This is a genomic window from Streptomyces filamentosus, assembly GCF_014654895.1.
Lineage (GTDB): Bacteria > Actinomycetota > Actinomycetes > Streptomycetales > Streptomycetaceae > Streptomyces > Streptomyces filamentosus.
This window is the reverse complement of record NZ_BNBE01000005.1, coordinates 160,960-185,355: the sequence shown is the minus strand read 5'-3', so window position 1 is coordinate 185,355 and position 24,396 is coordinate 160,960. Positions and strand designations below refer to the sequence as shown.

Annotated in this window: 31 protein-coding genes, 1 pseudogene and 1 riboswitch; of the genes and pseudogenes, 9 read left to right on the top strand and 23 right to left on the bottom strand. The window is 71.9% G+C overall.

What is annotated here, in order from left to right:
• From IE326_RS40430 to IE326_RS40365, 15 genes are all read right to left on the bottom strand, one after another.
• Complete coding sequence (locus IE326_RS40430; protein ID WP_190045152.1) at positions 1-864, bottom strand: hypothetical protein; 864 nt, start codon at positions 862-864, stop codon at positions 1-3.
• Positions 861-1,031: a hypothetical protein gene (locus IE326_RS40425; RefSeq protein WP_190045070.1), complete on the bottom strand. Its 171-nt coding sequence runs from the start codon at positions 1,029-1,031 to the stop codon at positions 861-863. Before IE326_RS40425 ends, IE326_RS40430 begins: the two co-directional genes overlap by 4 nt.
• Positions 1,028-1,402, bottom strand: coding sequence for a hypothetical protein (locus IE326_RS40420; RefSeq protein WP_190043610.1), 375 nt, complete (start codon positions 1,400-1,402; stop codon positions 1,028-1,030). The genes IE326_RS40425 and IE326_RS40420 overlap by 4 nt, the downstream gene beginning before the upstream one ends.
• Positions 1,403-1,432: 30 nt before the next feature.
• Positions 1,433-2,224, bottom strand: a complete 792-nt coding sequence (locus IE326_RS40415; protein WP_190045071.1) for a hypothetical protein — start codon at positions 2,222-2,224, stop codon at positions 1,433-1,435.
• On the bottom strand, positions 2,221-3,078 hold the full coding sequence (locus IE326_RS41355; protein ID WP_268983044.1) for a PD-(D/E)XK nuclease-like domain-containing protein: 858 nt from the start codon (positions 3,076-3,078) through the stop codon (positions 2,221-2,223). Before IE326_RS41355 ends, IE326_RS40415 begins: the two co-directional genes overlap by 4 nt.
• Positions 3,079-3,172: 94 nt before the next feature.
• Positions 3,173-3,418 carry a hypothetical protein gene (locus IE326_RS41350; RefSeq protein WP_229915714.1) on the bottom strand — a complete coding sequence of 82 codons (246 nt, stop codon included), beginning with the start codon at positions 3,416-3,418 and terminating at the stop codon, positions 3,173-3,175.
• A 109-nt stretch (positions 3,419-3,527) separates the two neighbouring features.
• Positions 3,528-4,322 carry a phiSA1p31-related protein gene (locus IE326_RS40405; protein WP_190045072.1) on the bottom strand — a complete coding sequence of 265 codons (795 nt, stop codon included), beginning with the start codon at positions 4,320-4,322 and terminating at the stop codon, positions 3,528-3,530.
• A gap of 115 nt (positions 4,323-4,437) precedes the next feature.
• Positions 4,438-4,620 (bottom strand): hypothetical protein, encoded by a 183-nt coding sequence (locus tag IE326_RS40400; protein ID WP_190045073.1) that lies wholly within the window; start codon positions 4,618-4,620, stop codon positions 4,438-4,440.
• Positions 4,617-4,931, bottom strand: coding sequence for a hypothetical protein (locus IE326_RS40395; protein ID WP_190045074.1), 315 nt, complete (start codon positions 4,929-4,931; stop codon positions 4,617-4,619). Before IE326_RS40395 ends, IE326_RS40400 begins: the two co-directional genes overlap by 4 nt.
• Before the next feature lie 85 nt (positions 4,932-5,016).
• Positions 5,017-5,625, bottom strand: a complete 609-nt coding sequence (locus IE326_RS40390) for a hypothetical protein (RefSeq protein ID WP_190043615.1) — start codon at positions 5,623-5,625, stop codon at positions 5,017-5,019.
• Positions 5,622-5,825 (bottom strand): hypothetical protein, encoded by a 204-nt coding sequence (locus IE326_RS40385; RefSeq protein WP_190045075.1) that lies wholly within the window; start codon positions 5,823-5,825, stop codon positions 5,622-5,624. Before IE326_RS40385 ends, IE326_RS40390 begins: the two co-directional genes overlap by 4 nt.
• Complete coding sequence (locus IE326_RS40380) at positions 5,822-6,082, bottom strand: hypothetical protein (protein WP_190045076.1); 261 nt, start codon at positions 6,080-6,082, stop codon at positions 5,822-5,824. Before IE326_RS40380 ends, IE326_RS40385 begins: the two co-directional genes overlap by 4 nt.
• Complete coding sequence (locus IE326_RS40375; RefSeq protein WP_190043619.1) at positions 6,079-6,897, bottom strand: phage antirepressor N-terminal domain-containing protein; 819 nt, start codon at positions 6,895-6,897, stop codon at positions 6,079-6,081. Before IE326_RS40375 ends, IE326_RS40380 begins: the two co-directional genes overlap by 4 nt.
• Positions 6,898-6,986: 89 nt before the next feature.
• Positions 6,987-7,286 carry a hypothetical protein gene (locus IE326_RS40370; RefSeq protein WP_190045077.1) on the bottom strand — a complete coding sequence of 100 codons (300 nt, stop codon included), beginning with the start codon at positions 7,284-7,286 and terminating at the stop codon, positions 6,987-6,989.
• Between the two features lies 1 nt (position 7,287).
• Positions 7,288-7,530: a helix-turn-helix domain-containing protein gene (locus IE326_RS40365; RefSeq protein ID WP_190045078.1), complete on the bottom strand. Its 243-nt coding sequence runs from the start codon at positions 7,528-7,530 to the stop codon at positions 7,288-7,290.
• A gap of 203 nt (positions 7,531-7,733) precedes the next feature.
• Between IE326_RS40365 and IE326_RS40360 the strand changes: the two genes are divergently transcribed.
• From IE326_RS40360 to IE326_RS40325, 8 genes and pseudogenes are all read left to right on the top strand, one after another.
• Entirely contained in the window at positions 7,734-8,159 is a 426-nt protein-coding gene (locus IE326_RS40360; protein WP_190045079.1) for a helix-turn-helix transcriptional regulator, read from the top strand.
• A gap of 149 nt (positions 8,160-8,308) precedes the next feature.
• Positions 8,309-8,512 carry a hypothetical protein gene (locus tag IE326_RS40355; RefSeq protein ID WP_190045080.1) on the top strand — a complete coding sequence of 68 codons (204 nt, stop codon included), beginning with the start codon at positions 8,309-8,311 and terminating at the stop codon, positions 8,510-8,512.
• Between the two features lie 77 nt (positions 8,513-8,589).
• The gene (locus tag IE326_RS40350; RefSeq protein WP_190045081.1) at positions 8,590-9,885 is read left to right on the top strand and encodes a tyrosine-type recombinase/integrase; all 1,296 of its coding nucleotides are present in this window, start codon (positions 8,590-8,592) and stop codon (positions 9,883-9,885) included.
• Between the two features lie 78 nt (positions 9,886-9,963).
• Positions 9,964-10,590 (top strand): annotated as a pseudogene (locus IE326_RS40345) (STM4015 family protein); the annotation flags it as partial.
• Positions 10,587-11,777: an STM4014 family protein gene (locus tag IE326_RS40340; protein ID WP_190045151.1), complete on the top strand. Its 1,191-nt coding sequence runs from the start codon at positions 10,587-10,589 to the stop codon at positions 11,775-11,777. The pseudogene IE326_RS40345 and the gene IE326_RS40340, both read left to right, overlap by 4 nt.
• A 41-nt stretch (positions 11,778-11,818) precedes the next feature.
• Positions 11,819-12,640, top strand: a complete 822-nt coding sequence (locus IE326_RS40335; RefSeq protein WP_190045163.1) for an STM4013/SEN3800 family hydrolase — start codon at positions 11,819-11,821, stop codon at positions 12,638-12,640.
• Positions 12,637-13,974 (top strand): STM4012 family radical SAM protein, encoded by a 1,338-nt coding sequence (locus tag IE326_RS40330; protein WP_190045150.1) that lies wholly within the window; start codon positions 12,637-12,639, stop codon positions 13,972-13,974. The genes IE326_RS40335 and IE326_RS40330 overlap by 4 nt, the downstream gene beginning before the upstream one ends.
• 9 nt (positions 13,975-13,983) lie before the next feature.
• The gene (locus tag IE326_RS40325) at positions 13,984-14,856 is read left to right on the top strand and encodes an STM4011 family radical SAM protein (protein WP_150234933.1); all 873 of its coding nucleotides are present in this window, start codon (positions 13,984-13,986) and stop codon (positions 14,854-14,856) included.
• Here the strand turns inward: IE326_RS40325 and IE326_RS40320 are convergent.
• Together IE326_RS40320 and IE326_RS40315 are read right to left on the bottom strand one after the other, a co-directional pair.
• A complete protein-coding gene (locus IE326_RS40320; protein WP_150234935.1) occupies positions 14,843-15,646 on the bottom strand; it encodes an SGNH/GDSL hydrolase family protein in 804 nt (267 codons plus the stop codon). The two genes, IE326_RS40325 and IE326_RS40320, sit on opposite strands and share 14 nt — an antisense overlap.
• A gap of 195 nt (positions 15,647-15,841) precedes the next feature.
• Entirely contained in the window at positions 15,842-16,834 is a 993-nt protein-coding gene (locus IE326_RS40315) for a M23 family metallopeptidase (protein ID WP_190045149.1), read from the bottom strand.
• Between the two features lie 4 nt (positions 16,835-16,838).
• Positions 16,839-16,999, bottom strand: a riboswitch (cyclic di-AMP (ydaO/yuaA leader).
• Positions 17,000-17,401: 402 nt separating this feature from the next.
• Between IE326_RS40315 and IE326_RS40310 the strand changes: the two genes are divergently transcribed.
• Positions 17,402-18,223, top strand: a complete 822-nt coding sequence (locus tag IE326_RS40310) for a tyrosine-protein phosphatase (RefSeq protein WP_190045148.1) — start codon at positions 17,402-17,404, stop codon at positions 18,221-18,223.
• Between the two features lie 21 nt (positions 18,224-18,244).
• Here the strand turns inward: IE326_RS40310 and IE326_RS40305 are convergent, their stop codons facing one another.
• The 6 genes from IE326_RS40305 to shc all read right to left on the bottom strand — a co-directional run bounded on the left by IE326_RS40305 (position 18,245) and on the right by shc (position 24,328).
• Positions 18,245-18,409, bottom strand: a complete 165-nt coding sequence (locus tag IE326_RS40305; RefSeq protein WP_170313972.1) for a DUF6126 family protein — start codon at positions 18,407-18,409, stop codon at positions 18,245-18,247.
• A 21-nt stretch (positions 18,410-18,430) separates the two neighbouring features.
• Positions 18,431-19,060 (bottom strand): helix-turn-helix domain-containing protein, encoded by a 630-nt coding sequence (locus tag IE326_RS40300; protein WP_150234941.1) that lies wholly within the window; start codon positions 19,058-19,060, stop codon positions 18,431-18,433.
• A gap of 74 nt (positions 19,061-19,134) precedes the next feature.
• Entirely contained in the window at positions 19,135-20,520 is a 1,386-nt protein-coding gene (locus IE326_RS40295) for an aspartate aminotransferase family protein (RefSeq protein ID WP_190045147.1), read from the bottom strand.
• A gap of 10 nt (positions 20,521-20,530) precedes the next feature.
• Positions 20,531-21,547, bottom strand: a complete 1,017-nt coding sequence (hpnH, locus tag IE326_RS40290; protein WP_150234945.1) for an adenosyl-hopene transferase HpnH — start codon at positions 21,545-21,547, stop codon at positions 20,531-20,533.
• 7 nt (positions 21,548-21,554) lie between these two features.
• Positions 21,555-22,301 (bottom strand): phosphorylase family protein, encoded by a 747-nt coding sequence (locus IE326_RS40285; RefSeq protein WP_190045146.1) that lies wholly within the window; start codon positions 22,299-22,301, stop codon positions 21,555-21,557.
• Positions 22,301-24,328, bottom strand: a complete 2,028-nt coding sequence (gene shc / locus IE326_RS40280) for a squalene--hopene cyclase (RefSeq protein ID WP_150234949.1) — start codon at positions 24,326-24,328, stop codon at positions 22,301-22,303. Before shc ends, IE326_RS40285 begins: the two co-directional genes overlap by 1 nt.
• Positions 24,329-24,396 lie beyond the last annotated feature (68 nt).

Below are 24,396 nucleotides of genomic sequence, written 5' to 3'. Positions count from 1 at the left end.
CTAGGCGGCGGTGTCGAGCGCGTACTGGGGGTACTCGCGGAAGGCGTGCTCGATGTACGAGCGGGTGACTCCGAGACGCTCGGCCGCGGTGGTCTTGTCGGCGCCGGTGGTCCGCATCACCCAGCTCGCGTCCTGGGCGACGAGCTCACGGCGGGTGACCCCGTACAGCGGTTCGAAGTCGGGGTCGTCGATGACGTCCATGCGGTCGGCCCAGTAGGCGACGTCCGGCCAGCGGCGGGAAGCTGCGTAGCGGCGAGCGGAGGCCACCGACCTCTTGCTGATGCCCGACTTGGCTGGCCGCTTGCTGCTGAGGTCTTCGTAGGCGAGTGCAACGCGCTGTGCGGTCCTCGCGCAAGCCTCTGCCCCGCCGGGTGCACTGGCCCGCTTGAGGAACTCGTAGATGTACTTCTTGTTGAATCCGAGGGGCTCAGCCAGGTAGATGATCGGCCAGCCCGACGCGACGAGGGCCTGAGTGCGGCGAGCGGTGCCGCACGCGTTGATGAGGGGCGGGGTGACGTCGATCTCGGCCACGGCGAGGATGCGTTCGGCGGTCTCGCGGGTCACCCGGTGGCCGTGTCGGATCCTGCTGGGGTGTCCCGGCGGGAGCAGGCTGCGGATTGCGCAGCTTCCTACTCCAGAGAGGGCCATGATTGCGTGAGGCGTGCCGCCCGCGTCGATCAACTTCTTGACGTGATCTTTGACCGGCTGGGCGTCAACGAGCCTGTCCCATTCGCCCGATGCCTGGCTCTGCAGACGTTCACGTGTCCGCTCGTTGTAGCGCTCCACGCAGGCCGGGCGTCGGCAGCGGTAGTTGACGTAGCAGGTGAGCTTGTCGTGGTTCGGCGGTTCGCGGTCGGTGGTCACTGTCCGGTCTCCTTCCGGGGCTGTCGTGCGGGGAGGTTCCACAGGGCGTGGCAGGTGGCGAGGTCGGTGATGGCCTGCCGGGTGCGGTGGTCGTCGCGCCAGCGGCGGAGGTCGATGAGGATCCAGGAGGCGGCGATCTCGCGCTGGACCCACGGCCGGCGCCTCATGCGGCGGCCTGCGGCTGCTGGCCCCGGGCCCGGCGCTGCTCGGCTATGACGAGGCCCTTGACACTCAGCCGCCAGACTCCGAGCCGATGCCCGTGGGTGGAGGCCAGAGTGGAGGGCACGACGCGGCCGGTGTGCTCGATGACGCCGGCGGTCCGCAGGCTGTTGATCGCGGCGCCGAGGAAGCCGTGGGCGAGCTCGGGCAGGACGTCGCGCAGGTCGTTCGCCGAGAACTCGCTGTGGCGGGTGCCGAAGTGGTAGACGGCCTGCTCGACGAGGAACCGGTCCCACGACGACTGGTCGGCGATGTCTTCGAGCAGCAGGTCCTTCTCGGCGGAGGCGAGACGCTCAGCCGGGGAAAGGCGGCGGGTCATGGCAGAGTCCTTCCGGTCGGGGTGGGGTGGCTACTGCTGCTGGCCAGTGATCTCGGCGGCGGTGATGCGGGGCGGCGGGAACGCTTCGTCGCGGCTCATCTCGCCCTTGGCGACGGACTGGAAGACGACCTGGAGGTTCGCGATGTCGGCCTCGTCCCAGCGAGCCCGCGGGTAGCCGACCTTCGTCTCCAGCTGCTGCACCGTGACGCCGACCCGCTTGTAGCCGTCGATGGCCTGCTGGATCCGCTGCTCCAGGGAGGTCCCGTCGCCCTTTGCGAGGGTCTCCTGGCAGATCGTGATGGCTTCGGCCGTGTACCAGGCCGGCAGCATCGCGAAGATCGCCTCGCGGAGCCGGCGGGCGCCGAGGTTCGCGTTGTTCTCGTACACGTCCCGCAGGTCGGTGAGGTCCTTCTTCCCCTTCCGGGTGTCGCGGACGTGCGGGGCGATGAAGATCTGCGACGAGCGGGAGTTGCGCTGGAGGTCCCAGGCGTAGGCGAGGATCTCGGACTGGCCGAGGACCGTGTCGCGGGACAGCTCCATCGTTCCGTGCTGGACGTTGCCCCAGATCAGGGCGAGCTCGCGGGCCAGGTGAATGGAGGGGCCGCTGACGGTCTCGCCGGCCTTCGGGTAGGAGAAGAACGCCTTCTCGGCGAGCGCGTACTGGCGGCAGGCGAACCGCATCTCGTTCTGCGCGTTCTCGATGTTGCGCGGGTTCTGCTGGGCGATGAAGACCGCGGCCTTCACTTCGGCTTCGGCCCGCGACATCTCGATCGCCGTCGACTGGCCGATGCGGCTGGCGGGGCTGGGGCTGGGGGCGTTCACAGGTAGGTCTCCTTGTCGCGGTTCTCGGTCCAGCCGGGGAGGGACACGTAGTTCGGCTCGTCGCCGTAGCCGGTCCACACCCCGGTCTCCATGCAGTCGGCGAAGGTCTCGATGGCGGCCCGGTTCTTGGCGCGGCCGATCTCGCGGGCGAAGTAGTCGATGCCGATGACGTTCACCAGGTAGGGCGGCTTCTTTTCCTGCACGATGAACAGGAGCTCGGTGTCGTCACCGCCGAGGCCGAGGACCTGCGCGGCCTCCTCGTACCAGGCGGCCTGCATGTTGTAGCCGTACTTCGCGACCGCCCTCTGGAAGGCGTCCTCGCTGGCGTCGTCCGACGTCTTGTAGTCGGGGATGATCAGCCGGCCGGACTGGCCGGTGGGGAGCCAGTCGAAGCGGACGCGGCGGCGGATGCCGGTGGGGCCGTCGAGCCAGAAGCCAGACTGTTCGGGGGCCCCGGAGGCGGGGTCGAGGAGGGCGGCGGCGAGGGGGTTGGAGAGGAGCGCCTCACCCATCGCTTTGATCATGTCGAGTTCGTGGCGCTTGAGCGGGATCCCGCCGGCTTCGCGGATGGCGGCGACTTCGGCCCGGATGGCGTCGGTGTTCCACAGGTCGTGGTCGACGAGGACGAGTTCGGGTCCGTTGCCGAGGACTTCCTTGTGGGCGGCGTTGCCGTAGTCGAAGGTCTTGGTGGCGGGCTGGGGGTGGTCCTGCTCGTGGCGGAACTTGGCGGGGCAGGACGGCGGCAGGAGCTTCCGGGCGCCGGACGAGGACAGGCTGGTCTTGTCGGCGTGGTAGGCCTCGTTGGACAGGTCGGTGTGCAGGCCCAGCTCGGGGGCTCCTGCCGCCGCGGTCACTGCTGGCCGCCTTCGGTGTCGGCGCAGTCCTCGCAGCGCGCGCCCTGGGGAGTGCGGACGAACGGGCCGGCGGTGTCGCCGCAGGGGCAGGTGATCACGCCGCCACCTGCTCGCCGGCCGCGATGGCCTTGAGGTGGGCCACGCCGTTGGGGTCGTACTGGATGGCGACGACGGCGGCGACGTAGCCGGGGAAGCCGTGGGCGAGCTTGTCGCGGTTGTCGACGTCGGCCATGTCGATGGCCTTGATGATCTGCTCGGTGAAGCTGCCGGCCTGGTAGCCGCCGCGGCCGTAGTGGGCCAGGACATGGTTGGCGACTTCCGGAGTGATGGCGTGGTCCATGAAGGGCTCCTTGATGGCTTGGGGCCCAGGCCGCCCCGCGCTGGGGGCTTGGGGCGGCCTGGCTGGCGCGGAGCCGGGGGGAGGGCTCGACGCGCCGGTCTGGGGTGGGTCAGGCGGCCGGCCGGAGGCCGAACTGGCTGACGGCGGCGGCGAGGGGGAAGGTGTCGTCCTCGATGCCCAGCAGGTGGACCAGCGGCTCGCCATCCTGGTCTTCGCCGGAGTACTTCCACGGGTCGCCGTCCCGGTCGACCATGTCCTCGTCGAGGTTGAAGCGGATGTCGCCGACGTCGACGTACCGGGTCAGGCTCTTCCGCCAGCCGTCGAACAGTTCCTCGCGGGACGTCTGGTCGTTGCGGATCGGCATCTGCATGCCGATGAACTCCGACCGGTCGTCCATGAAGACGAACGCGGCCCCCGGCGCCGCCTGCCAGAGGTGGAGCACCTGCGCGGCGTCCTTCCATCGGGCCAGGTACTTCGGGGTCACGCCGGTCAGGGGGACCGGGTTGAGCCCCATGTCGAAGAACTTCCGCACGAGACGCCGCCAGTCGGGCAGGACGGTGGAGGCGGGCAGAGCGGCGATGGTCAGCGAGTTGACCGTGCCGTTCAGGGTGACGGTCGGGATGTCTCCGCCGAGGGCCGTGATGGAGATGTCGGTGTTGGTCTTCAGCCAGGCCAGGATGGTGGGGACGTGGGCACCAGCGATGGCGGTCTTCCACTCGCCGGTGTTGAGGATGGCCTGGCGGGAGACGGCCATGGTGTAGCGGTCGGTGGTGACGGCGTAGAGGTATCCGTCCCGGGACTCCAGGTGGACGGCGGTGAGCGTCGGGATGGTGTCGTCGGTGCTGGCGTGCGGGGCTACCTGCTTCAGCATGCGCTGCAGGTCGTTGGTCAGAATGGTGGTCACGGGGTCCCTTTCTGGGATGCTTGAGGTACGCCCCGTCGAATACGCCTCGACGGGGCGTCCTGCGTGGTGGCTTGGGCGCCGGGCCTGCGGGTCGGGTCACCGCCGGCCCGGCGAGTCAGGCGGCCTGCGGGTTGGTGGTGATGGGGAGGAGCAGGTCGGCCTGGTAGCTGGCCGACACCTCCGGCAGGCCGTGGGCGCGGATGAGGTGGTCGGTCATGGTCTCGGCCGCGGTCTCGCGGTTGGCGCCGGTCGTGTGATGCGTGCAGTGGGGCGCCGGGCAGCGCAGGTAGCCGTTCACGCCGCAGCTCCGCTGATGAGCACCTGCCGCAGCTGGTCCTTCTCCGCGCGCAGGCTGTCGACTTCGGCCTGCAACTGGTCGATCCAGTCGAGGAGCCGGGGGATGTCGGCGCGGGCCCGGGCGATGAAGTGAGCGTTGGCCCACGTCTGGGCGGCGCCGTCGAGGCCGGCCTCGTTGGTCATCGTGCAGATGGCGGTGCCGGCCGCGGGGTTGCCGGTGATGCTGTAGGTGGCGCCGTCGTACTCGATGCACCAGGTGCCGTCGGTCGCGGCGTCGGCACAGTCCTTGATCTCGTTGAGCCAGTCGGTCATCGGGGACTCCGGTTGAGGTGGCGGCCGAGGGCCAGCAGGAAGAGAGATCCGGCGGTGGTGGCGGCGAGCTGCAGCCAGGCCCGGGTCACGAGGCAGCCTCGGCGGCGATCTCGGCCTTGACCTCGTCGTAGCGGGCGATGCCCCACAAGATCGCGCGGAGACACCAGAGGAACTGCGGCGTGGGCTCAGTCAGGTCCCACTCGAAGATGTCGTGGAAGCGGAAGTCTCCGAAGCTGAAGGAGTCCAGGGCTTCGCGGGCGGCTTCTTCGCCGCCGAAGGAGAAGCCCTCCAGCAGTTCCTCGCGGACAGCCGCCATCAGCTTCGAGTCGGCGCCGTAGGTCTTGAGCTCCTCGACGACCTGCCGGCGGAACGCATCGGACGAGAAGCGGGTGACGCCCTCGCCGCCGCGGACCTTCTGCGCCCAGTACGACGGGTTGAGGCCGTTGCCGCGGAAGTACGGCAGCATGTCCTCGGCGAGGCTGAGCATGTACGTGGTCTGCTGGGAGAACGCGTGGTCGCTGACGTCGCCGCGGATGACGAGGCTGCCGGGCCAGGTGACGATCTCGAACCAGTAGAAGCTGTGGTCGGGGGCCTTGAAGCGCAGGTGCCGGTGCACGCCCTGGTCGAGGACGATCTCCAGCTCGTGCTCGGCAACGTCCTCGGCGAATCGGAGGGCGGACTTGGTGTCGCTCACGAGGCCCTCCTGGGCGTCCACGTGGGGTAGGTGTCGGGGGTGGAGCAGCGGTCGCCGTGCTCGCAGGCGAGGCGGGCGAACGCGGCGTCGAACGGGTCCATCTGGTGGGCCTGCTCGGCGAGACAGCCGGCCTGGATCCGGAGAGCCTCGATCAGGTCCGCCAGCTGCACGTCCAGGCGCTCGAGGTCGCGGGCGGTCATGCGGCACGCCCCCAGGGGGAGACCGCGAACCGCGGGTGACAGGCGGCGAGGATCTTGTTGCGGGCGGCGAGACGGCCGAGCTCGGCCTCGAAGTCGATGCGGTCATCAGCGGAGGCCAGCGGGCGGAAGCGGCCGATCTCGCGGAGGGCGTCCTCCGTCTCCATCACGGCCTGGCCGACCGGCTCCGGCATGGCGGCCAGCACCATCTCGGCGACCCGGTGCGGCATCGGGACGGAAGCAAGTCGGAAGGTGATCACGCTGCACCGCCGAGGCTGAGCTGGGTCGGGTACTGGCTCGCGTAGAAGCGGTCCCACGTCTCCTCGAACAGGGGCAGGTGGCGGGCCGTCCAGGCGTAGGTCTCACGGACCGATCCGTTCGGCAGGTCTGCCTGCCGGCGTCCCGGCTTCTCACCGTGCTCGGCCTCGTACAGGGCGGCGGCGCGGCGGCCGAACCAGGACTGCACCGACTCGATCTGCTTCCGCTTCAGGCCCTTGTCCTTCAGGAAGTCGGGCACGTACAGCGGCACGTCGAGGGGGTCGATCTCCGGCTCCTCGCCGAGGGCGCGGGCGGCGACGAGGCGGCCCTTCATCTCCAGCCAGTCGGGGGCGACGATGCCCGACAGGATCGACAGGATCTCGGCCTGCTGCTTCGCGCGGGAGATCAGGGAGTCGAGCTGCTCTTCGGTGGCACGCGGGTTGATCGCGCCGCCCTGCGTCCAGTACGCCTCGATCGCGTCCGCGGTCTCGTTCTGGAACGCGACCAGCGTCGGGCGGGCGGACTCGGCGACCTTGTTCTCGTTCACGGTCGCCAGCAGCATCAAGAACGTGCGGACCGTGACCGTGGTGTGCGTGCGGGTCTGGTCGTCGCCGGGGACCTGCATTGCCCTCTGAGCAACGGAGGCCCAAGAGCGGGTCTGGAGCTTGCGGTACTGGGCGGGGTAGCTGAGCCCGAGCTCTTCGACGGCCGGCTTGAGCACGATGTGCGGGTGGCCGTCGACCATGGTGGTGTGGATGGAGCCGACCGAGAGGTCGAGTTTCACGACCTGCCGCGACTCGGGGGATGATGTAGGCAAGGGTCTGCCCTTCTCTTGTCTGGATGGCGAGGGTGGATCTAGGGCCGGCCGTCGGGCTCTGACCTCCGGCGGCGGCCCGCATACCGCGCTTAGGCGGCGAGGGGGCCGAGCGGCATACGGCCCAGGCCCTGGCGGCCGCGCCGCGGGGTGTTCTTCGCCGGCTGGACCAGGCTGTCGTCGAGCAGCAGCTGGCGGTCAGCCTTGGTCGTCACAACGCGTCGTCCCGGCTTGCGCTTGATGTCCAGGGCGGCGATGCGCCGGCGGGCGGTCTTCACGCTGCACTTGAGGATCCAGGCCGTTTCCTGGACGGTGAGGATGTCGGCGTTCGGGTCCTTCGGCTCCTGCGGCATCTCGTACTTCAGGTACCGCTCGCTCCTGTCGCCAGGCATGTCACTCCTTGTCTGTGTCCCCGTGGGGGTTCGTCTGAGCCCTCTCGGCAGCCGAGAGGGCGTCGAACAGGCGCTTGTACCGAGCGGGTCGCATCTGGGTGCGGGACCCGGTCTCCAGGTGGCTCAGGTACGACCTGCTTATGCCGGCAGCGGTGGCGAGGTCGTCGATTTCGAGACCTGCGGCCATGCGCCGTTTACGCAGCTCGGGCCCGTCCACCGGGAGGGTGGCTGGGGGTTGGTGCATGCCTTGAAGGTAGACCTAGTTGGACCATCATGTCCAGCACTAGTTGGACCCTACTGGGTTCAAGTTGGACACTGAGTGCCACACACTCGACCCTCGGGCGGCGTTCGAGCGGGCTTAAGTGGGCCTTAGGGGAGGGTCAAAATTTGGGCCGTAGTGCACCCTGGTCCTGGCTGGCCCTAGCTGGCCCTGTCACTATGAGGGGCATGGCACCCCGTGACTTGGACGCCCTCGCGAAGGCCGTCAAAGAGCGCCGACTGGCCCTGGGCCTCGGCTATAAGAACGCAGCCCGCACCGCCGGCATCTCCCCCGGCACCTGGAAACGCATCGAAGACGGGCTGCCCGTGCGTGAACTCAGCTACAGCAGAGTCGACCCCGTGCTGCAGTGGGCGCCCGGAAGCTGCGTAGCCGTCCTGGAGGGCCGCAGCCCAGTGCCCGTCGCTCCCGCAGACGGGGCTCCCGGTGTCTCGATCTCACCCATCCCGCCAGAGGCGTTCGACACCGCCAAGGACGTCGTCCAGCTCGCGGCGATCGCTACGACGAGTGGCCTGACAGCCGACGAGATCAGAGCTCTCAGCGAGCGAGTCGTCGCCGACCTCAAGGAGAAAGGGCTTCTCGGCGGTTCAAACTAGTCCCATGGTCGTACAACCTTTTCGGCTGCTCAGATACTGATAAAAACGACCGAACAAGTTCGGCCACAACTAGTACCGGATTCCACTTTCCGTGGCAGAGTCATGGCACACCCTCGAAGGCTCCCAGTACCAACCCAGCAGGGGGAGCCATGCTGCAAGAAGACGCACTCATCGTCGACTACGGGCCCGACTTCCACGGGACGGCTCTCAAGACCGACAGCGGGATCGTCTGTGTCATCCCTCGCCAGCTCAACCCCCACAGCGAGGCCGGAAACGCTCTGCGAGAGCTGGTGCAGGGCCTCGGAGGAACCTGTGGTCAGTGCCACGGCTGCCCCCTCGGCAGCCTGCCCTGAGATCATGGGAACGCGGACGCCCGGCGGTAGGGGTACTGCCGGGCACCGCGTCCTCACAGTGCAGAGGGGGTAGTCGCATGGCCGACTTCGACCAGTTCGTGCATGTCGAATGGCGGGGAAACACCTGCCGTGTGAAGTGGTGGGCCGGCGAGTTCCTGCCCAACGGCCGCAAGCGGTACGAGTCCAAGGGCGGGTTCACCGACGAGGGCGAGGCGTACCGGCACGGCCAGGACAAGCTCTACGAGATCCGGCACGGCACCCACATCAAGAACCGCGACCGGGCCACCCTCATGGACACGTGGCTCGACGACTGGCTGGCCGCGATGGACTACGCATACTCGACCGAGCTGGCCTACCGGTCCCGCGTCGAGACGCACATCCGCCCCTACTTCCGCCATCTGGCCATCGGCGACATCGACCCCCTGACCTACCGGGCCTTCAAGAAGCACATCCAGCAGAAGGTCGGCCCGGCCACGGCCAAGAACGTGCTGTCGACCCTGGGCATGATCCTCGATGACGCCGTTCCCCGGCTCATCAAGACCTCTCCGGTGGAACGCACGAAGAAGCGCGGGAAGTTCGTCAAGAAGCCGAAGGAACGGAAGCGAGACGTGTCCGAGGAGACCGTCGAGGCGCTGGCCCGTAACGCCCGCGTGCTCCTGGGCGAGCCCGGCTACGTGATGATCTGGACGATGGCCATGACCGGGATGCGGCCCGGAGAGCTGTTCGGCCTCACCCGCGAGTACTGCTACCCGGCTTGGCCGGCCTCCGACCTGAGGCTCGATCCCGAAGAGGCAGACCGGTACGACGAGGACCTGGAGCGCTACGGCAAGGGAGCGGATCTGCTGCCGGCCATCCGGGTGGAGCGGCAGGCCCAGCGCACCAAGAGGGTGAAGGGGGCGGAGTTCTTTCCGCCCAAGTACGGGAGCCAGCGCACTCTCGTCATCCCCCCGTTCCTCGCGGACATGCTGGAGGCGATGCTGGCCTCGCACAGCAGCCGCTGGGTGTTCCCCGCCTACCGCGGCGGCTGCCTCGCGGCCGGCGACTTCAACGGCGACTACTGGTACGAGATCAGGGGCGGCGCCGACGAGCGGCCGAAGGGCCCCGGGGTGCGTATCCCCCGGCCCGCGATCCCCGCTGTGCCGGAGTTCCAGGGCAAGCGGATGTACCTGCTGCGGCACAGCCACAAGGCGTGGCTGGACGAGGAGCTGGAGCACAGCCGCTACGCCGTCGAGGCCCGGATGGGGCATGAGATGGATGGCGTGGAGGGTATCTACAGCAGTGTGACGGTACCGATGGAGCGCGCCATCACGAGGACTCTGCAAGGGCGCTGGGATGCCTTCCAGCGGCGGTCTGCAGAGGGTGGTGATTCCTAGATCATCTCCCACTCGTTTCCCACTAGGGGTGGGCGAGTTGGTATCACCCCAGGTCCAGGGCCAGACAGGGTCGCGCTCTGCGAGATCTCCTGGATCGTCCAGTCCGACGTGACGCCGCTGCTCGCCGCCTACCCGGGCCTGCGGGAGTTCGGCGTGCGCGGAGGCAACCACCTCGCCTTCCCCTCGCTGGTCCACCCCGGCCTGGAGACGCTGGTCGTGGAGTCCGGCGGGCTGGGCGCCGAGGTCGTGCGTGGCATCGCCGGCAGCGAGCTGCCCGCGCTGGAGCGGATCGAACTGTGGCTCGGGACGGACGAGTACGGTGGCGACTCCTCGCCCGCCGACCTGGCGCCGCTGCTCTCCGGCGAGGGCTTCCCGGCCCTGCGCAGCCTCGGCCTGTGCAACAGCGTGATCGAGGACCTGCTGGCCGCCGCGGTGGCGAGCGCCCCGGTCGTCGCCCGTCTCGACCGGCTCGACCTCAGCATGGGCGTGCTGACCGACGAGGGTGCGGCCGCGCTGCTCGACGGGCAGCCGCTGACCCATCTGCGGGAGCTGGACCTGGAGCACCACTACCTGTCGGAGGCCATGGCGGAGCGGCTCACCGCGGCGCTCGCCCCGCACGGGGTCCGGGTCGTCCTGGACGACCCGCAGGAGCCGGAGGACGACGGCGACGGGGACGTCTGGCGCTACGTCTCCACCGGCGAATGACGGCCGGCCCGCGCCTCGTGGTCGTCGGCGACCCGGCGGGGCGCCGCGTCGCGTTCTTCCAGGACGCGCTGCGCGCCGCCGGGCTGCCCGGGGCGCGGGCCGTCGCCTGGCTCGACGTGCTGTGCGGCCGGGCCCGGTTCGCGGCGGGCGAGACCGTCCGCGTCGACTCGCCCGGGGAGGTGCCCGCGGTGGACCGGCTGCTGCGCGGCACCGACGATCCGGCCCGGGTGGAGGGCGGGCGGCTCTGGTACGAGCGGTTCACCGCCGCCCTCGCCGGGCTCGCGGCCGGGGCCGCGCGGGCCGGGGCGGTGCTGGTGGACGATCCGGCCGAGACGGCGGTCCTCTTCGACAAGCGGCTGTCCCACGGGCGGCTCGCCGCCGCCGGGGTGCCCGTGCCCGCCTCGCCGACCTCCGGTCCGGCCGGGGCGCCGGTGCGGGGCTGGGACGACCTGGTGGCCCTGATGGCCGCCGCCGGGCTGCGCCGGGTCTTCGTGAAGCCCGCCCACGGCTCCTCCGCCTCCGGGGTGCTCGCCCTGGAGACGGCCGGCGGCGGGCGGGTGCAGGCCGTCACCTCGGTGGAGCGGGACGGTGCCGGACGGCTCTTCAACTCGCTGCGGGTGCGGCGCTACACGGGCGCACGGGAGGTCGGCGCGCTCGTCGACGCGCTCGCCCCGGACGGGCTGCACGTGGAGCGCTGGCTGCCGAAGGCGGTGCAGGGCGGCCGGGCGGCCGACCTGCGGGTGGTGGTGACCGGCGGGCGCGCCACCCACGCGGTGGTCCGCACCAGCCGTTCGCCGCTGACCAATCTGCACCTCGGGGGCGCCCGCGGCGACCTCGCGGCGGCGCGGGCGGCGATCGCCGCCGCCGGGAGCCGCTGGGAGGAGGCGCTCGCCGTGTGCGAGCGGGCGGCGGCGGCCTTCCCCGGCACCCGGTGCGTGGGGGTGGACCTGCTGCCGGGGGCGGGCTGGCGGCGTTTCGCGGTCGGCGAGGTCAACGCCTTCGGGGACCTGCTGCCGGGGCTGACCGGACTGCCGGGCAGCGGCGCCGAGGGTCTGGACACCTACGGCGCCCAGGTCGCCGACCTCCTGGACCGCCCGCCGGACCGCGCCGGAGCACCCGTCGCGGGAACGAGCGGCACAGCGACCGCCACCACAGCGACCGTCACCACAGGAACCGGCAGGACGTGAACACGCACCACAGGAACGAGCACCCCGTGAACCAGCCCGACATGAACACGATCGTCGGCAGCCACGACCTGCTCCTGGTCACCCTCGACACCCTCCGGTACGACGTGGCCGCCGAACTGGCCGCGGCCGGCCGCACACCGAACCTGGCCCGCCACCTCCCGGGGGGCCGCTGGGAGCGGCGGCACGCGCCGGGCAGCTTCACCTACGCCTCCCACCAGGCGATCTTCGCCGGGTTCCTGCCGACCCCGGCCGAGCCGGGACCGCATCCGCGGCTCTTCGCGGCCCGGTTCGCGGGCAGCGAGACCACCGCGTCCCGCACGTACGCGTACGACGCCCCGGACCTGGTCGCGGCGCTCGCCGCCGACGGCTACCGGACGGTGTGCGTGGGCGGCGTCGGCTTCTTCAACAAACAGCCGCCGCTCGGCTCGGTGCTCCCCGGCCTCTTCCAGGAGAGCCACTGGGAGCCGTCGTTCGGGGTCGCGTCGCCGACCTCGTTCGAGGCGCAGGTGGCGCGGGCCGAGGAGGTGGTGGCGGCGCTGCCCGCCGGGCGCCCGCTCTTCCTCTTCGTGAACGTGTCCGCCCTGCACCAGCCCAACTGGTTCCACCTGCCGGGCGCGAGCCGTGAGGACGGCGACTCGCGGGCCACCCACGCGGCGGCCCTGGAGTACGTCGACCGGCACGTCGGGCGGCTGTTCGCGGCGATGAGCAGCCGCCGCCGCTGCTTCGCGATCGTCTGCTCGGACCACGGCACGGCGTACGGCGAGGACGGCTACACGGGCCACCGGATCGGCCACGAGGCGGTGTGGACGGTGCCGTACGCGCAGTTCGTCTTGGACGGTCCCCGGGAAGGGGCCGCCGCGTGACCGGCACCCCGCGCCCGCGCCCGTACGGCTCGTACGTGTACGCCTACCCGCACAAGACGGCGTACCGGCCGCTGCCGGAGCCCCCGGAGCTGGCCGCGCTCTGGGCGGACGAGCCGAAGGACGCCCTGTCGCTCTACGCTCACGTGCCGTTCTGCGAGGTCCGCTGCGGCTTCTGCAACCTCTTCACCCGGATCGGCGCCCCGGACGGGCTGACGACCCGCTACCTCGACGCGCTCGACCGGCAGGCCGCAGCGGTGCGGGAGGCGCTGGGCGACGGGGCGCCGGTGCGGTTCGCGGCGGCGGCGTTCGGCGGCGGCACCCCGACCTTCCTGACCGCGGCCGAGCTGGAGCGGCTCTGCGACATCGCCGAGCACCGGATGGGGGCGGACCTGCGGGCGGTGCCGCTGTCCGTGGAGACCTCGCCGGCCACCGCCACCGCCGACCGGCTCGCGGTCCTCGCCGCGCGGGGCGCGACCCGGCTCAGCATCGGGGTGCAGAGCTTCGTGGCCGCCGAGGCGCGGGCGGCGGTCCGGCCGCAGCGCCGGGCGGACGTGGAGGCGGCGCTCGGCCGGATCCGGGACGCCGGGGTGCCGGTGCTCAACATCGACCTCATCTACGGCATCGACGGGCAGACGGAGGAGTCCTGGCGGTACTCGCTGGACGCGGCGCTCGCCTGGCGGCCCGAGGAGCTGTACCTGTACCCGCTGTACGTGCGGCCGCTGACCGGCCTCGGCCGTTCGGGCCCGGCCGAGTCGGACCGGGAGTGGGACGAGCGGCGGCTGCGGCTGTACCGGTCCGGCCGGGACCACCTCCTCGCGGAGGGCTACGAGCAGGTGTCCATGCGGATGTTCCGGCGGTCCGGCGCGGCCCCGGAGGGTCCGGACGACCACGCCTGCCAGACGGACGGCATGGTCGGCCTGGGCTGCGGCGCCCGCTCCTACACCTCCGCGCTGCACTACTCCTTCGACTACGCCGTGGACATGCGGGAGATCCGGTCGATCGTCGACGCCTACACGGAGACCCGGGACTTCTCCCGGGCCCGGGTGGGGCGCCGGGTGGACGGCGCGGAGGCGCGCCGCCGCCATCTGCTCCAGTCGCTGCTCCAGGCGGAGGGGATGGACCGGGCGGGGTACGCGGAGCGGTTCGGGACGTCGCCGTGGGAGGACTTCGGGCCGGAGCTGGAGCGGTTCGCGGAGTACGGCTGGCTGGACGGGACGGCTCCGGAGGGGCTGCTGCGGCTGTCGGCGGAGGGGCTCGCGCACTCCGACGGGCTGGGTCCCGAGCTGTTCTCCCCCGAGGTGCGGGCCGCGATGGCCGCGTACGAGCCGAAGTAGGGGCGGGCCGTGGACCTGACGCTGCTGTACCGGGGGCCGCTCGCCTCCTGCGACTACGACTGCCCGTACTGCCCCTTCGCCAAGCGGCGGGACTCCCCGCGGACCCTGCGGGCGGACCGGGCGGCCCTGGAGCGGTTCACCGGCTGGGCCGCCGGGCAGGACGGGGACCGGCTGCGGATCCTCTTCACCCCGTGGGGCGAGGGCCTGGTCCGCTCCTGGTACCGGCGGGCGATGGTGGAGCTGTCGCTGCTGCCGCACGTGGAGCGGGTGGCGATCCAGACCAACCTGAGCGGCCGGACCGCGTGGCTGGACGACGCCGACCGGGACTCGCTGGCGCTGTGGTGCACGTACCACCCGGGGCAGACGCCGTACGACCGCTTCCTCGGCAAGGCGCTCGACCTGGCCGCCCGGGGCGTCCGGTTCAGCGTGGGCGTCGTGGGCCTGCCCGAGCACCACGGGGAGGCGGTGCGGCTGCGGAACGCGCTGCCGGACCACGTCTACCTGTGGGTGAACGCCGCCGAGGGGCACGCGTACACCGACGCGGAGGCGGCGGCGTGGACGGCGGTCGACCCGCTCTTCGGCTACAGCCGGCATCCGCACCGCTCGGCGGGGCTGCCCTGCCGGACCGGCGCGTCGGTGGTGTCGGTGGACGGGGAGGGGACGGTGCGGCGCTGCCACTTCGTCCGGGACGAGCTGGGCAACCTGTACGACGGCTCGTACCGCGCCGCGCTGCGGCCGCGCCCCTGTCCCCTCGCCGTCTGCGACTGCCACATCGGCTACGTCCACCTGGAGACGCTGCCGCTGTACGACGTCTTCGCCGGCGGGGTCCTGGAGAGGATTCCCGCCGGCGCTCCGTGGGCCGCGGGGGCTACAGGGGCATGAGGTCGGGGCGCTTGGCCTCGACGTGGTCCCCGGAGCTCTCGCCGCGCAGCCGGCGGCCGATCCACGGCACCAGGTACTCGCGCGCCCAGAGGATGTCGTCGCGGCGGACCTCCAGGGTGCCGCGGACCGGCAGCGGCGGCCATTCCTGGTCGGGGTCGGCCGGGACCGGCAGGCCGAGGACCTGGGCGGCGCGCAGCGCGACCCGGGTGTGCCCCTCGGGCGACAGGTGCAGCCGGTCGTCGTCCCAGGCGCGCCGGTCCTGGACGGACCGCAGCGACCACAGGTCGAGGACCGGGCAGTCGTAGCGGTCGGCGATGGCGCGGACGTGGGCCGTGTAGGTGGCGATCTTGCCGCGCAGGTGCTTGAGGACGGGCACGTCGCGGGTGTCGAAGCCGGTGGTCACCATGACGGTGCCGACGGCGGAGGTGAGGTCGCGGACGGCCCGCTCGAAGCGCTCGGCCACGTCGTCGGGGTCGGTGCCGGGGCGGATGATGTCGTTGCCGCCCGCGCAGAAGGTCACCAGGTCGGGGGCGAGTTCCTTCGCCCGGGGCACCTGCTCGGCCACGATCTGGTCGAGGAGCCGGCCGCGGACCGCCAGGTTGGCGTAGCGGAAGTCCTCGGGGTCCGGCAGCTGGTCGGCGAGGAGCACCGCGAAGCGGTCCGCCCAGCCGACGTAGGTGCCGTCGGGCCCGGGGTCCCCGACGCCTTCCGTGAAGCTGTCACCGATCGCCGCGTACGACCCGAATGACCCGAACGCGTTCTTGTCTGTTTCTCTCGAATCGTCTGCCACGGCACCCCATCCTTCCGTTTTTTGTGTGACCTACGCGACCGTAAGGAGGGGTTGACGGCGGGTGACATATGCCACCGATAAAGAATTTGCCAAGCCGGAATAGGGCGAAGGCCCGGCACGGGGTGCCGGGCCTTCGCGGGGGCGCGTTGCTCCGGACGGCGTCCGAGCCGTCCGGTCACCGCCTCGGGGGCCGTCTCAGATGCCGACGCCGTGCTGGCGCAGGTAGGCCAGCGGGTCGATGTCCGCGCCGTAGTCGGGGCTGGTGCGGATCTCGAAGTGGAGGTGCGGGCCGGTGACGTTGCCGGTCGAGCCGGAGAGGCCGATCTGCTGACCGCCGGTCACCGACTGGCCGGCGGAGACGGTGAGGGAGGAGAGGTGGGCGTACTGCGAGTAGTTGCCGTCGGCGTGCCGGATGACGACCTGGTTGCCGTAGGCGCCGCCCCAGCCGGCGGAGACGACCGTGCCGGCGCCGACGGCGCGGACGGTGGTGCCGGTGGAGGCGATGAAGTCGGCGCCGGTGTGGTAGCCGGAGGACCACATGGAGCCGGAGGCGCGGTAGGGGGTGGAGACGCCGCCGGAGACGGGGGCGACCCAGCCGGCGGAGGCGGGCTGCGCGGCGGAGCCGGTGGACTCGGCGGCGGCGCGGGCCGGGGCCGGGGCGGCGGCGCGCTCGGCGGAGCGGGAGGCGCGGGTCCCCTCGCCGGAGGACGCGGCCTTCGGGGCGGCCTTGCGCTCGGTCTTGGCGGCGGCCTTGCGCTCGGCCTTCGGCGCGGCCTGGACGGCGGCGGGCTTCGGGGCCTTGGCCGTGTTCCGGGCGCCGAGGGTGAGCTTCATGCCCGGGAGGATCAGCGAGGGGTCCTCGCCGACGACCTGGCGGTTGTCGGCGTAGAGCTTCTGCCAGCCGCCGGTGACGCCGTGCTCGGCGGCGATCTTGGAGAGGTAGTCGCCGGCGACGACCGAGTACGTCGTCGGGGCGGCGGCCTTCGGGGCGGCGGCGGGTGCCTGGGCCTGGACGGCGGCGGTGGTCACCGCGGCGGGGACGGCGGCCGGGGCGGCCTGCTCGGCCGCGTGGGCGCCGGTCGCGCCGATGAGCGGCAGGGCGACGACGGCGCCACCGGTGCCGGCGGCGACGAGACCGCGGGTGATGAGGGTGGACTTCTGACGGCGGTGCTTACCCTTCGCGGGCATGGCGAATTCCTCTCCGGCGCCTGCGAGGTGAGCTGTCGGGTTCGGACTGGAGATGTCCGGCCGCGTTCTCACGCGGCTTCACCCCTAGCCGTCCTGCGTCGCGGGACCGGCGTACTTCCTTGGGTCCCCCGCTCCTGCCGTGCGTGGATGGGGTCGAATTCCGGGCGGTGGCAGGATTAGGCGGTCCGACCGGATTGACGGCGACGCTAGACGAGCGGGGTCGGCGCGAACAAGCCGCGGAATTCGGCGGGCATTCCGGGGCGATCTTCGGGCCGGGAATTCCGGTCACCCTCCGTCGATGACGGTCCCTCGACTCCCTTTTCCGGGGCGGTGATTGGACCGGGCGGTCGGCCACGATCCGTCACTTCTATGACCCTGCTCACGCGTGGAATTCCATCTCCCCCATAACCAGGGCGCGTTACCCCAAGATCTATCAATACGGACAGATCGCCCATTACCTCCCCAGAGGTGTGGCGGGCGTCCCGCTCCGGGGATGATGTCGGAGATGATCGCGCGGGAAGCCGGTCTCCTCCCGGCCCCGTGAACGTCTAACCCCCAGGAGCATCCGTGACGCAGCAGTCGCCGCAGGTCCAGCCCCTCGAACCCGGAGAGTCCGAGCTCGCCGAGGTGCGCAACTTCCGGGACGTGGGCGGCCTGCCGACCACGGACGGGCGCACCGTCCGGCCCGGCGCCCTCTTCCGCAGCGGCCACCTCGCCGACGCCACCGAGTCCGACGCGGCCTTCCTCTCCGGCCTCGGCCTGCACACGATCTTCGACTTCCGCAACGCCGCCGACGCGAGGGTGGAGGGGCCGGACGTCGAGCTCCCCGGCGTGCGGAACGTGAACATACCGCTGAGCGACCCGGCCGAGGGCAAGGAGTTCTGGCGGATGGTCCGCGAGGGCGACCTCGACACGCTGCGGGGCCTGCTGGGCGACGGCAGGGCCGCGGACCGGATGACCGGCTCGTACCGCCGGATGGTCGTGGAGCGGACCGCCGAGCACAGCCGGGTCCTGCACTCCCTCGCCGAGGAGTCCGTCCCGGCCCTGATGCACTGCGCGGCCGGCAAGGACCGCGCCGGGCTCTCGATCGCGATCACCCTGCTCGCGCTGGGCGTGGAGCGCGAGGCGATCGAGGCGGACTACCTGAAGTCCGACGCCCCCCACCGCCGCTACCGGGTGCGCCGCAGCTCCACCGCCGAGGACGCGATGGCGCCCGAGGTGGTGGAGCTGCTGAGCCCGCTCTTCGAGGCCCGGGTGGAGTACCTGCGGGCCGCCTTCGAGACGATCGAGGCGACCTGGGGCTCCGTGGACGCCTACCTCGCGGACGGGCTGAAGCTGGCGCCCGCGACCCGGGAGCGACTGCGGGAACGGCTGCTCGCCGAGGGGTGAGACCGCCGCGCCCGACCGGTCCTACTGGTTCTGCCCGCCGAGCATGAAGAGCAGGTAGAGGAAGCCGGCGAAGAGGTGGCCGGCGATCAGGTAGGCGAAGAGGCGGAGCACCAGCCCCTTGGGGAACTTGCCCTCGCCGCGCTCCTCGCCGGTGACCGGTGCGGAATGGACTGACTTCTCGGACATGTCGACCAACCCTTCGAGGGTTCAGCGGGGGTGCGGGGCGCCGCCGCCCAGGCACAGTTCGGCGGCGGGGCTCTGGAGGAGCGTGTGGACGAAGAGCACCTCGGCGCCGGCGTGGCCGGCCGCGCCGATCCGGTGCGGGGTGAGCGAGTCGAAGTGCGCGCTGTCCCCGGGGTCGAGGAGGTGCACGGTCTCGCCGAGGGCGAGCCGGACCTGCCCTTCGAGGACGTGCAGCCACTCCTCGCCGGGGTGGACGCGCACGATGTCGGCCCGGGTGGCGTACGGCACGTGGACGCGCAGGCACTGCATGGCCCGGCCGGCGCCGCCGGCCTGCCGGTAGACCCAGCCGTCCGCCTCCACCGGCTCGGAGCGGCCGGCCCGGATCACCGGGTCGCGTTCGGCGGGGGTCTCCCCCAGCAGCTCGGCGACCGTCGTACCGTAGATGCGGGCGAGGCCCAGCAGCATCGGCAGCGAGGGCTGCCGGTTCCCGGTCTCCAGGCGCGAGAGGTGCGCCGGGGAGAGCCCGGCCCGCTGGGCGGCCGTCTCCAGGGTGAGCCCCCGGCGCCGACGCAGGGCACGCAGCTGCGGGGCGACGTCGGGCACGAGGTCGGGGGCGGCGGTTTCCGGGGCGGGGCCCCGGGGGACGTGGTCCATGCGTCCATTCCGCCAGGATCGTGCCTCTGAGGCAAGTTTCTTGCCCCAGAGGCAAAAACCGCGGAAGCCGCCCCTCAGCGCTGGGCGACCGCCTGCTTGACCAGGGTCCTGCCGAAGTCCCAGACCAGTCCGCCGCCGCCGTGGGCGTCGTCCATGACCGCCGTGAAGGCGGTGACGAAGCGGTCCACGTCCGCCTCGTCGATCACCAGCGGCGGGATCAGCTTGATCACCTCCAGGTGGTCCCCCGAGACCTGGGTGAGGATCCGGTGCCGCTGGAGCAGCGGGGCCACCACCATCTGCGCGAAGAGCCCCTTGCGGGCCGTCTGGAGCATCGTCCACCGGCCGCGCAGCCCGAGCGAGCTCGGCCGGCCGAACTCGATGCCGATCATCAGCCCCCGGCCGCGGATCTGGTGCAGCAGCTCGTAGCGCGGCACCAGCTCCTCCAGGCGGCCCTTCAGCAGGCCGCCGATCCGCCGCGCGTGCGCGACCGTCCCCTCGGACTCCATCACCGAGAGCACCGCGAGCCCGGCCGCCATCGCCTGCGCGTTGGAGCCGAAGCTGGCCGAGTGGACGAGCACCCGGTCCATCGAGGAGTACACCTTCTTGAAGATCCACTCCTTGCCGAGGGTGGCGCCGACCGGCACGTAGCCGCCGGACAGCGCCTTCGCCACGCACACCAGGTCCGGCTCGACGCCGTCCTCGTGCTGGTACGCGTAGAAGTCCCCGGTCCGGCCGAGGCCGGTCTGCACCTCGTCGGCGATCAGCAGCGCCCCGTGCCGGTGCAGCAGCTCCTGGGCGGCGGCCAGGAAGCCGGGCGGGGCCTCGTGGACGCCCTTGCCCTGGATCGGCTCGACCACGAAGGCGGCCACGTCTCCCCGGCGGAGCTCGCGCTCCAGGGCGCCGAGGTCGCCGAGCGCGATCGGCGTGTCCGGGAGCAGCGGGTCGAAGCCCGCCCGGAAGCCCTTCTCGCCGTTGACGGAGAGGGCTCCGGTGGTGAGCCCGTGGAAGGCGTGGTCGCAGTAGACGATCCGGGGGCGCCCGGTGGCGTACCGGGCGAACTTCAGGGCGGTCTCGACGGCCTCGGTGCCGCTGTTGCCGAAGAAGACCCGGTCGAGGTGGGGACTGTGGGCGAGCAGCCGCTCGGCGAGGAGGCCGGGCAGCGGCGGGCAGTCGAAGCGGGTGAGGTCGGGCAGGTCCGCGTCGAGGACGTCGTGCAGGGCCTTGCGGACGACGGGGTGGTGCCGGCCGAGGCCCATGACGCCGAAGCCCGCGAGCATGTCGAGGTGGTCGACGCCGTCGGCGTCCCAGAAGTGGGCGCCGGCGGCCCGCTCGTAGACCTTGTCGAAGCCGATGGTGTGCAGCATCCGGGGCAGCTGCGGATTGAGGTACCGGGCGTGCAGCTCGTACCGCTCGCCGCCGCGCTCGGCGAGGAGCGCCCGCAGGTCGAACCCGTCGGTCATGGCCGGCCCCTCAGCCGCCGGAGACGGTCTCGCGGACCGCCCGCAGCGACTCCTTGAGCGAGCCCATGGTGGCGAGCACGGCGGTGGGTTCGTAGCCGCAGTGCGCCATGCAGTTGGCGCAGCGCGGGTCCTTGCCCCGGCCGTACTTGTCCCAGTCGGTCTCCTCGACGAGCTCGCGGTAGGTGGGGACGTAGCCGTCGCTCATCAGATAGCAGGGGCGCTGCCACCCGAAGAGGGAGTAGTTGGGGATCGCCCAGGCGGTGCAGGGGAAATCGGCCTTCCCTTCGAGGAAGTCCAGGAAGAGCGGCGAGTGGTTGAGCCGCCAGCGGCGCCGGTTGCCGCCGGCGAACGCCTTCTTGAAGAGTTCCCTGGTCTGCGCGACGCCGAGGAAGTGTTCCTGGTCGGGCGCCTTTTCGTAGGCGTAGGCGGGCGAGATCATCATTTCGTCGACCTGGAGGTCGTCGTTGAGGAAGTTCAGCACCTCGATGATCGTCTGCGGGGTGTCGGTGTTGAAGAAGGTCGAATTCGTGGTGACCCGGAATCCGCGCCGCTTCGCCTCCTTGATCGCCGCCACCGCCTCGTCGAAGACGCCCTCCTTCGCCACCGATTCGTCGTGGCGCTCGCGCAGTCCGTCGATGTGCACGGCGAAGGCGAAATACGGCGAGGGCGTGAACTTGTCGAGCTTTTTGCGCAGCAGCATCGCGTTGGTGCAGAGGAAGACGTACTTCCTGCGGGCGACCAGCTGGCGGACGATCTCGTCGATCTGCGGGTGCATCAGGGGCTCGCCGCCGGCGATGGAGACCATCGGGGCGCCGGACTCCAGGACGGCGCCGACCGCCTGGGCGACCGGCATGCGCTGCTTGAGCACCCCGGCCGGGTGCTGGATCTTGCCGCAGCCCTCGCACTTGAGGTTGCAGGCGTAGAGCGGCTCCAGCTCCACGATGAGGGGGAACTTGTCCCGCTTGCGGAGCTTCTGTTCGAAGAGATAGGTCCCGACCCGGACGGACTGACGGAGCGGCATGGCCATGACCGGCTCACCTCCTGGGGAGCAGCAGAGAACGGTGCCATTCGAAGAAAGCGGGAAGGACGGCACGAAGGACGCGGAAGGCCGATATTCCCCCGCGTACCGTGCCGATCCGGACCAGTTCGTGTTCGGGGGCGTCCACGACCACCCGTACGGCGGCAAGGGGGCGGGGTCCGGCCGCCCGTGCGGTACGGAGGGTGGCGGCGGACTCCATGTCGACGGCGATCGCCCCGCCGGCGGCCAGCGCGGCCCGCTCGGGGCCCCGCACCACGTGGTCGGAGCCGGTCAGCGGGCCGGTGTGGACGGTCCGCCCGGGCACCGCCCTGGCCAGTGCTTTGACGAGCAGGTCGGTGCCGTCGCAGGCGAGCGGGCCGCCGGGGCCCCGGGTCTCCTCGGCGACCACCAGGTCGCCGGGGTGCATGCCGGGGGCGAGCCCGGCGCAGAAGCCGGAGGCGATCACGGCGGCCCCGGCCCAGCCCTCGCGGGCCAGCGCCCGCTCCACGCCGCGGGCGGCGTGGGCGGGCCCCATGCCCGTGCGGACCACCCGGACCGGTCCCGGCGCCCCGCCGCGCTCGCCGCCGCCGCGCAGGGCGAGGCGCTCGATGCCGAGGGCGCAGGCGACGAGGAGCGGGGGGACGCCGGCCCCGGCTCCTCCCGGCTCGCCCGGCCTTCCGGGTGCCCCCGGTCCTTCCGGCGCTCCCGGCCTTCGCGGCACCCCCGGCGGGCCCGGCTCGCCCGGCGGGCGGTCCCGGCCCATCACCGCCTCCCGCCGGGCTCGGGCTCGCCGTGCACGTACCGGCCGAGCGCGGTGAGCGGGAAGACCTGCCGGTAGAGGTGGTAGTTGATGGAGAAGTCCCAGGGGAAGCCGGTGCCGGTGAAGTACGGCTCGTCCCAGGAGCCGTCCTCGCGCTGGGTCTCGGCCAGCCAGGCCACGCCCCGCCGGACGGTCTCGGAGTCGCGCTCCCCGGCGGCGAGGAGGGCGATGAGGGCCCAGGCGGTCTGCGAGGCGGTCGAGGCGCCCCGGCCGATCCAGGAGCGGTCGTCGTACGAGCGCAGGTCCTCGCCCCAGCCTCCGTCCCGGTTCTGCGCGGAGGCGAGCCAGGCGACGGCCCGGCGGACCGCCGGATGGGAGCCGGGGACGCCGGCGGCGGCGAGCGCGGGCAGCACCGCGCCGGTGCCGTACACGTAGTTGACGCCCCAGCGGCCGAACCAGGCGCCGTTCGGGTCCTGTTCGGCGAGCAGCCAGTCGATGCCCCGGCGGGTGCGCGGGTCGGCGGCCAGGCCCTCGTAGGCCAGCATCTCCACCACGTGGGCGGTGACGTCGGCGGAGGGCGGGTCGATGACCTCGCCGAAGTCGCAGAAGGGCAGCTTGTTCGGCAGGACGCTGGTGTTGTCGGCGTCGAAGGCGGCCCAGGCGCCGTTGCCGGACTGCATGCCGGCGGTCCAGCGGACGGCGCGGGCGACGGCCGCGTCGACCCGGGCGGGGTCGGGGTGGCGGACCCGGCGCAGCGCGAGGACCACCTCGGCGGTGTCGTCGATGTCGGGGTAGTTGTCGTTGTGGAACTCGAACGCCCAGCCGCCCGGCGGGAGTCCGGGGCGGCGCACCGCCCAGTCGCCGGGCCGGGTGATCTCCTCGTCGAGCATCCAGTCCGCGGCCTTCACCAGCGCCGGGTGGTCGGCGGGCAGGCCCGCGTCGGCGAGGGCGACGGTGGCGAGGCAGGTGTCCCAGACCGGCGACTGGCACGCCTCGACCATGCGGACGGGACCCTCGGGCTCCTCGCGCCAGACGGCGAAGCGGTCCAGGGACTCCAGGCCGGCCCGCATGACCGGGTGCCCCAGGTCGTAGCCGAGGAGGTGGAGGGCGATCAGCGAGTAGACGGCGGGCGGCTGGATGCCGCCCCAGCAGCCGTCGTTCTCCTGCCGCTCGACGATCCAGCGGGCGGCGGTGTTCATGGCCGCCCGGCGCAGGGCGCGCGGCGCGAAGCGGTGGTAGACGTGCAGGGCCTTGTCGAGGCGCTGGAAGAGCCCGTCCCAGCCGGTGAGCGGGGCGAGCGGGCGGGGCGGCGCCGGGCGGTCCGGGTCGGCGTGCAGTTCGTCGAGGGAGAAGGGCGCCGGGCGGACCGGGCGCTTCGCGGAGACGACGGTGAGCGGCACGATGGTCTGCCGGGCCCAGCAGCCGAAGTCGTAGATGTTCAGCGGGAACCACGACGGCAGGAAGATCAGCTCGGGCGGCAGCTCGGGCAGGTCCTCCCAGCGCCACCAGCCGAAGAGGGCCAGCCAGATGCGGGTGAAGACGCGGGCGGCGGCGAGCCCGCCGCGCTCCCTGACCCAGGCGGCGGCGCGGGCCATGTGCGGGTCCTCGGGCCGGTCGCCGGCGAGCCGGAGGGCGACGTACGCCTCGACGGTGGCGGAGAGGTCGCCGGGGCCGCCGTGGAAGGTGGGCCAGGTGCCGTCCTCGTACTGCCGGCTGCGGATGTGGCGGGCGGCGGCCGCGGTGGTGTCGGGGTCGAGGATGCCGAGGAAGCGGCGGAGCAGCAGGTCCTCGGCGTCCATGGTGACGTTGGTCTCCAGGTCGCCCTTCCACCAGCCCTCGGGGGCCTGGCGGGCGAGGAGGTGGCCGGTGGCCGCGCGGACGGCCCGGGCGGCGGCCTCCTCCAGCTGTGCGGGGCCGGTCGTGGTGTGCTGCGGAGCGGTGGTCTGTGGAGTGGTGTGCGGTGGAGTGGTGCTGGCCGCGGGCGCGAGGGGGCCGAGAGCCCCGGCGTTTCCGTCGGTCGTCGCTGTCATGGCTTCCCCTTCGTGGCAGTCGGTCTCTTCTGCTCCTGCGGGTCTGCCGTCGGCCGGCGCCGGATGGC

Bases quoted from the DNA above. Each gene is read 5' to 3' on its own strand.
- IE326_RS40395 (WP_190045074.1), bottom strand. From the start codon at position 4,931: ATGACCGACTGGCTCAACGAGATCAAGGACTGTGCCGACGCCGCGACC.
- IE326_RS40385 (WP_190045075.1), bottom strand. From the start codon at position 5,825: ATGACCGCCCGCGACCTCGAGCGCCTGGACGTGCAGCTGGCGGACCTG.
- shc (WP_150234949.1), bottom strand. From the start codon at position 24,328: ATGACAGCGACGACCGACGGAAACGCCGGGGCTCTCGGCCCCCTCGCG.
- IE326_RS40355 (WP_190045080.1), top strand. From the start codon at position 8,309: ATGCTGCAAGAAGACGCACTCATCGTCGACTACGGGCCCGACTTCCAC.
- IE326_RS40300 (WP_150234941.1), bottom strand. From the start codon at position 19,060: ATGGACCACGTCCCCCGGGGCCCCGCCCCGGAAACCGCCGCCCCCGAC.
- IE326_RS40335 (WP_190045163.1), top strand. From the start codon at position 11,819: ATGAACACGATCGTCGGCAGCCACGACCTGCTCCTGGTCACCCTCGAC.
- hpnH (WP_150234945.1), bottom strand. From the start codon at position 21,547: ATGGCCATGCCGCTCCGTCAGTCCGTCCGGGTCGGGACCTATCTCTTC.
- IE326_RS41350 (WP_229915714.1), bottom strand. From the start codon at position 3,418: ATGGACCACGCCATCACTCCGGAAGTCGCCAACCATGTCCTGGCCCAC.
- IE326_RS40340 (WP_190045151.1), top strand. From the start codon at position 10,587: ATGACGGCCGGCCCGCGCCTCGTGGTCGTCGGCGACCCGGCGGGGCGC.
- IE326_RS40360 (WP_190045079.1), top strand. From the start codon at position 7,734: ATGGCACCCCGTGACTTGGACGCCCTCGCGAAGGCCGTCAAAGAGCGC.
- IE326_RS40420 (WP_190043610.1), bottom strand. From the start codon at position 1,402: ATGACCCGCCGCCTTTCCCCGGCTGAGCGTCTCGCCTCCGCCGAGAAG.
- IE326_RS40365 (WP_190045078.1), bottom strand. From the start codon at position 7,530: ATGCACCAACCCCCAGCCACCCTCCCGGTGGACGGGCCCGAGCTGCGT.
- IE326_RS40315 (WP_190045149.1), bottom strand. From the start codon at position 16,834: ATGCCCGCGAAGGGTAAGCACCGCCGTCAGAAGTCCACCCTCATCACC.
- IE326_RS40370 (WP_190045077.1), bottom strand. From the start codon at position 7,286: ATGCCTGGCGACAGGAGCGAGCGGTACCTGAAGTACGAGATGCCGCAG.
- IE326_RS40285 (WP_190045146.1), bottom strand. From the start codon at position 22,301: ATGGGCCGGGACCGCCCGCCGGGCGAGCCGGGCCCGCCGGGGGTGCCG.
- IE326_RS40305 (WP_170313972.1), bottom strand. From the start codon at position 18,409: ATGTCCGAGAAGTCAGTCCATTCCGCACCGGTCACCGGCGAGGAGCGC.
- IE326_RS40425 (WP_190045070.1), bottom strand. From the start codon at position 1,031: ATGAGGCGCCGGCCGTGGGTCCAGCGCGAGATCGCCGCCTCCTGGATC.
- IE326_RS40350 (WP_190045081.1), top strand. From the start codon at position 8,590: ATGGCCGACTTCGACCAGTTCGTGCATGTCGAATGGCGGGGAAACACC.
- IE326_RS40295 (WP_190045147.1), bottom strand. From the start codon at position 20,520: ATGACCGACGGGTTCGACCTGCGGGCGCTCCTCGCCGAGCGCGGCGGC.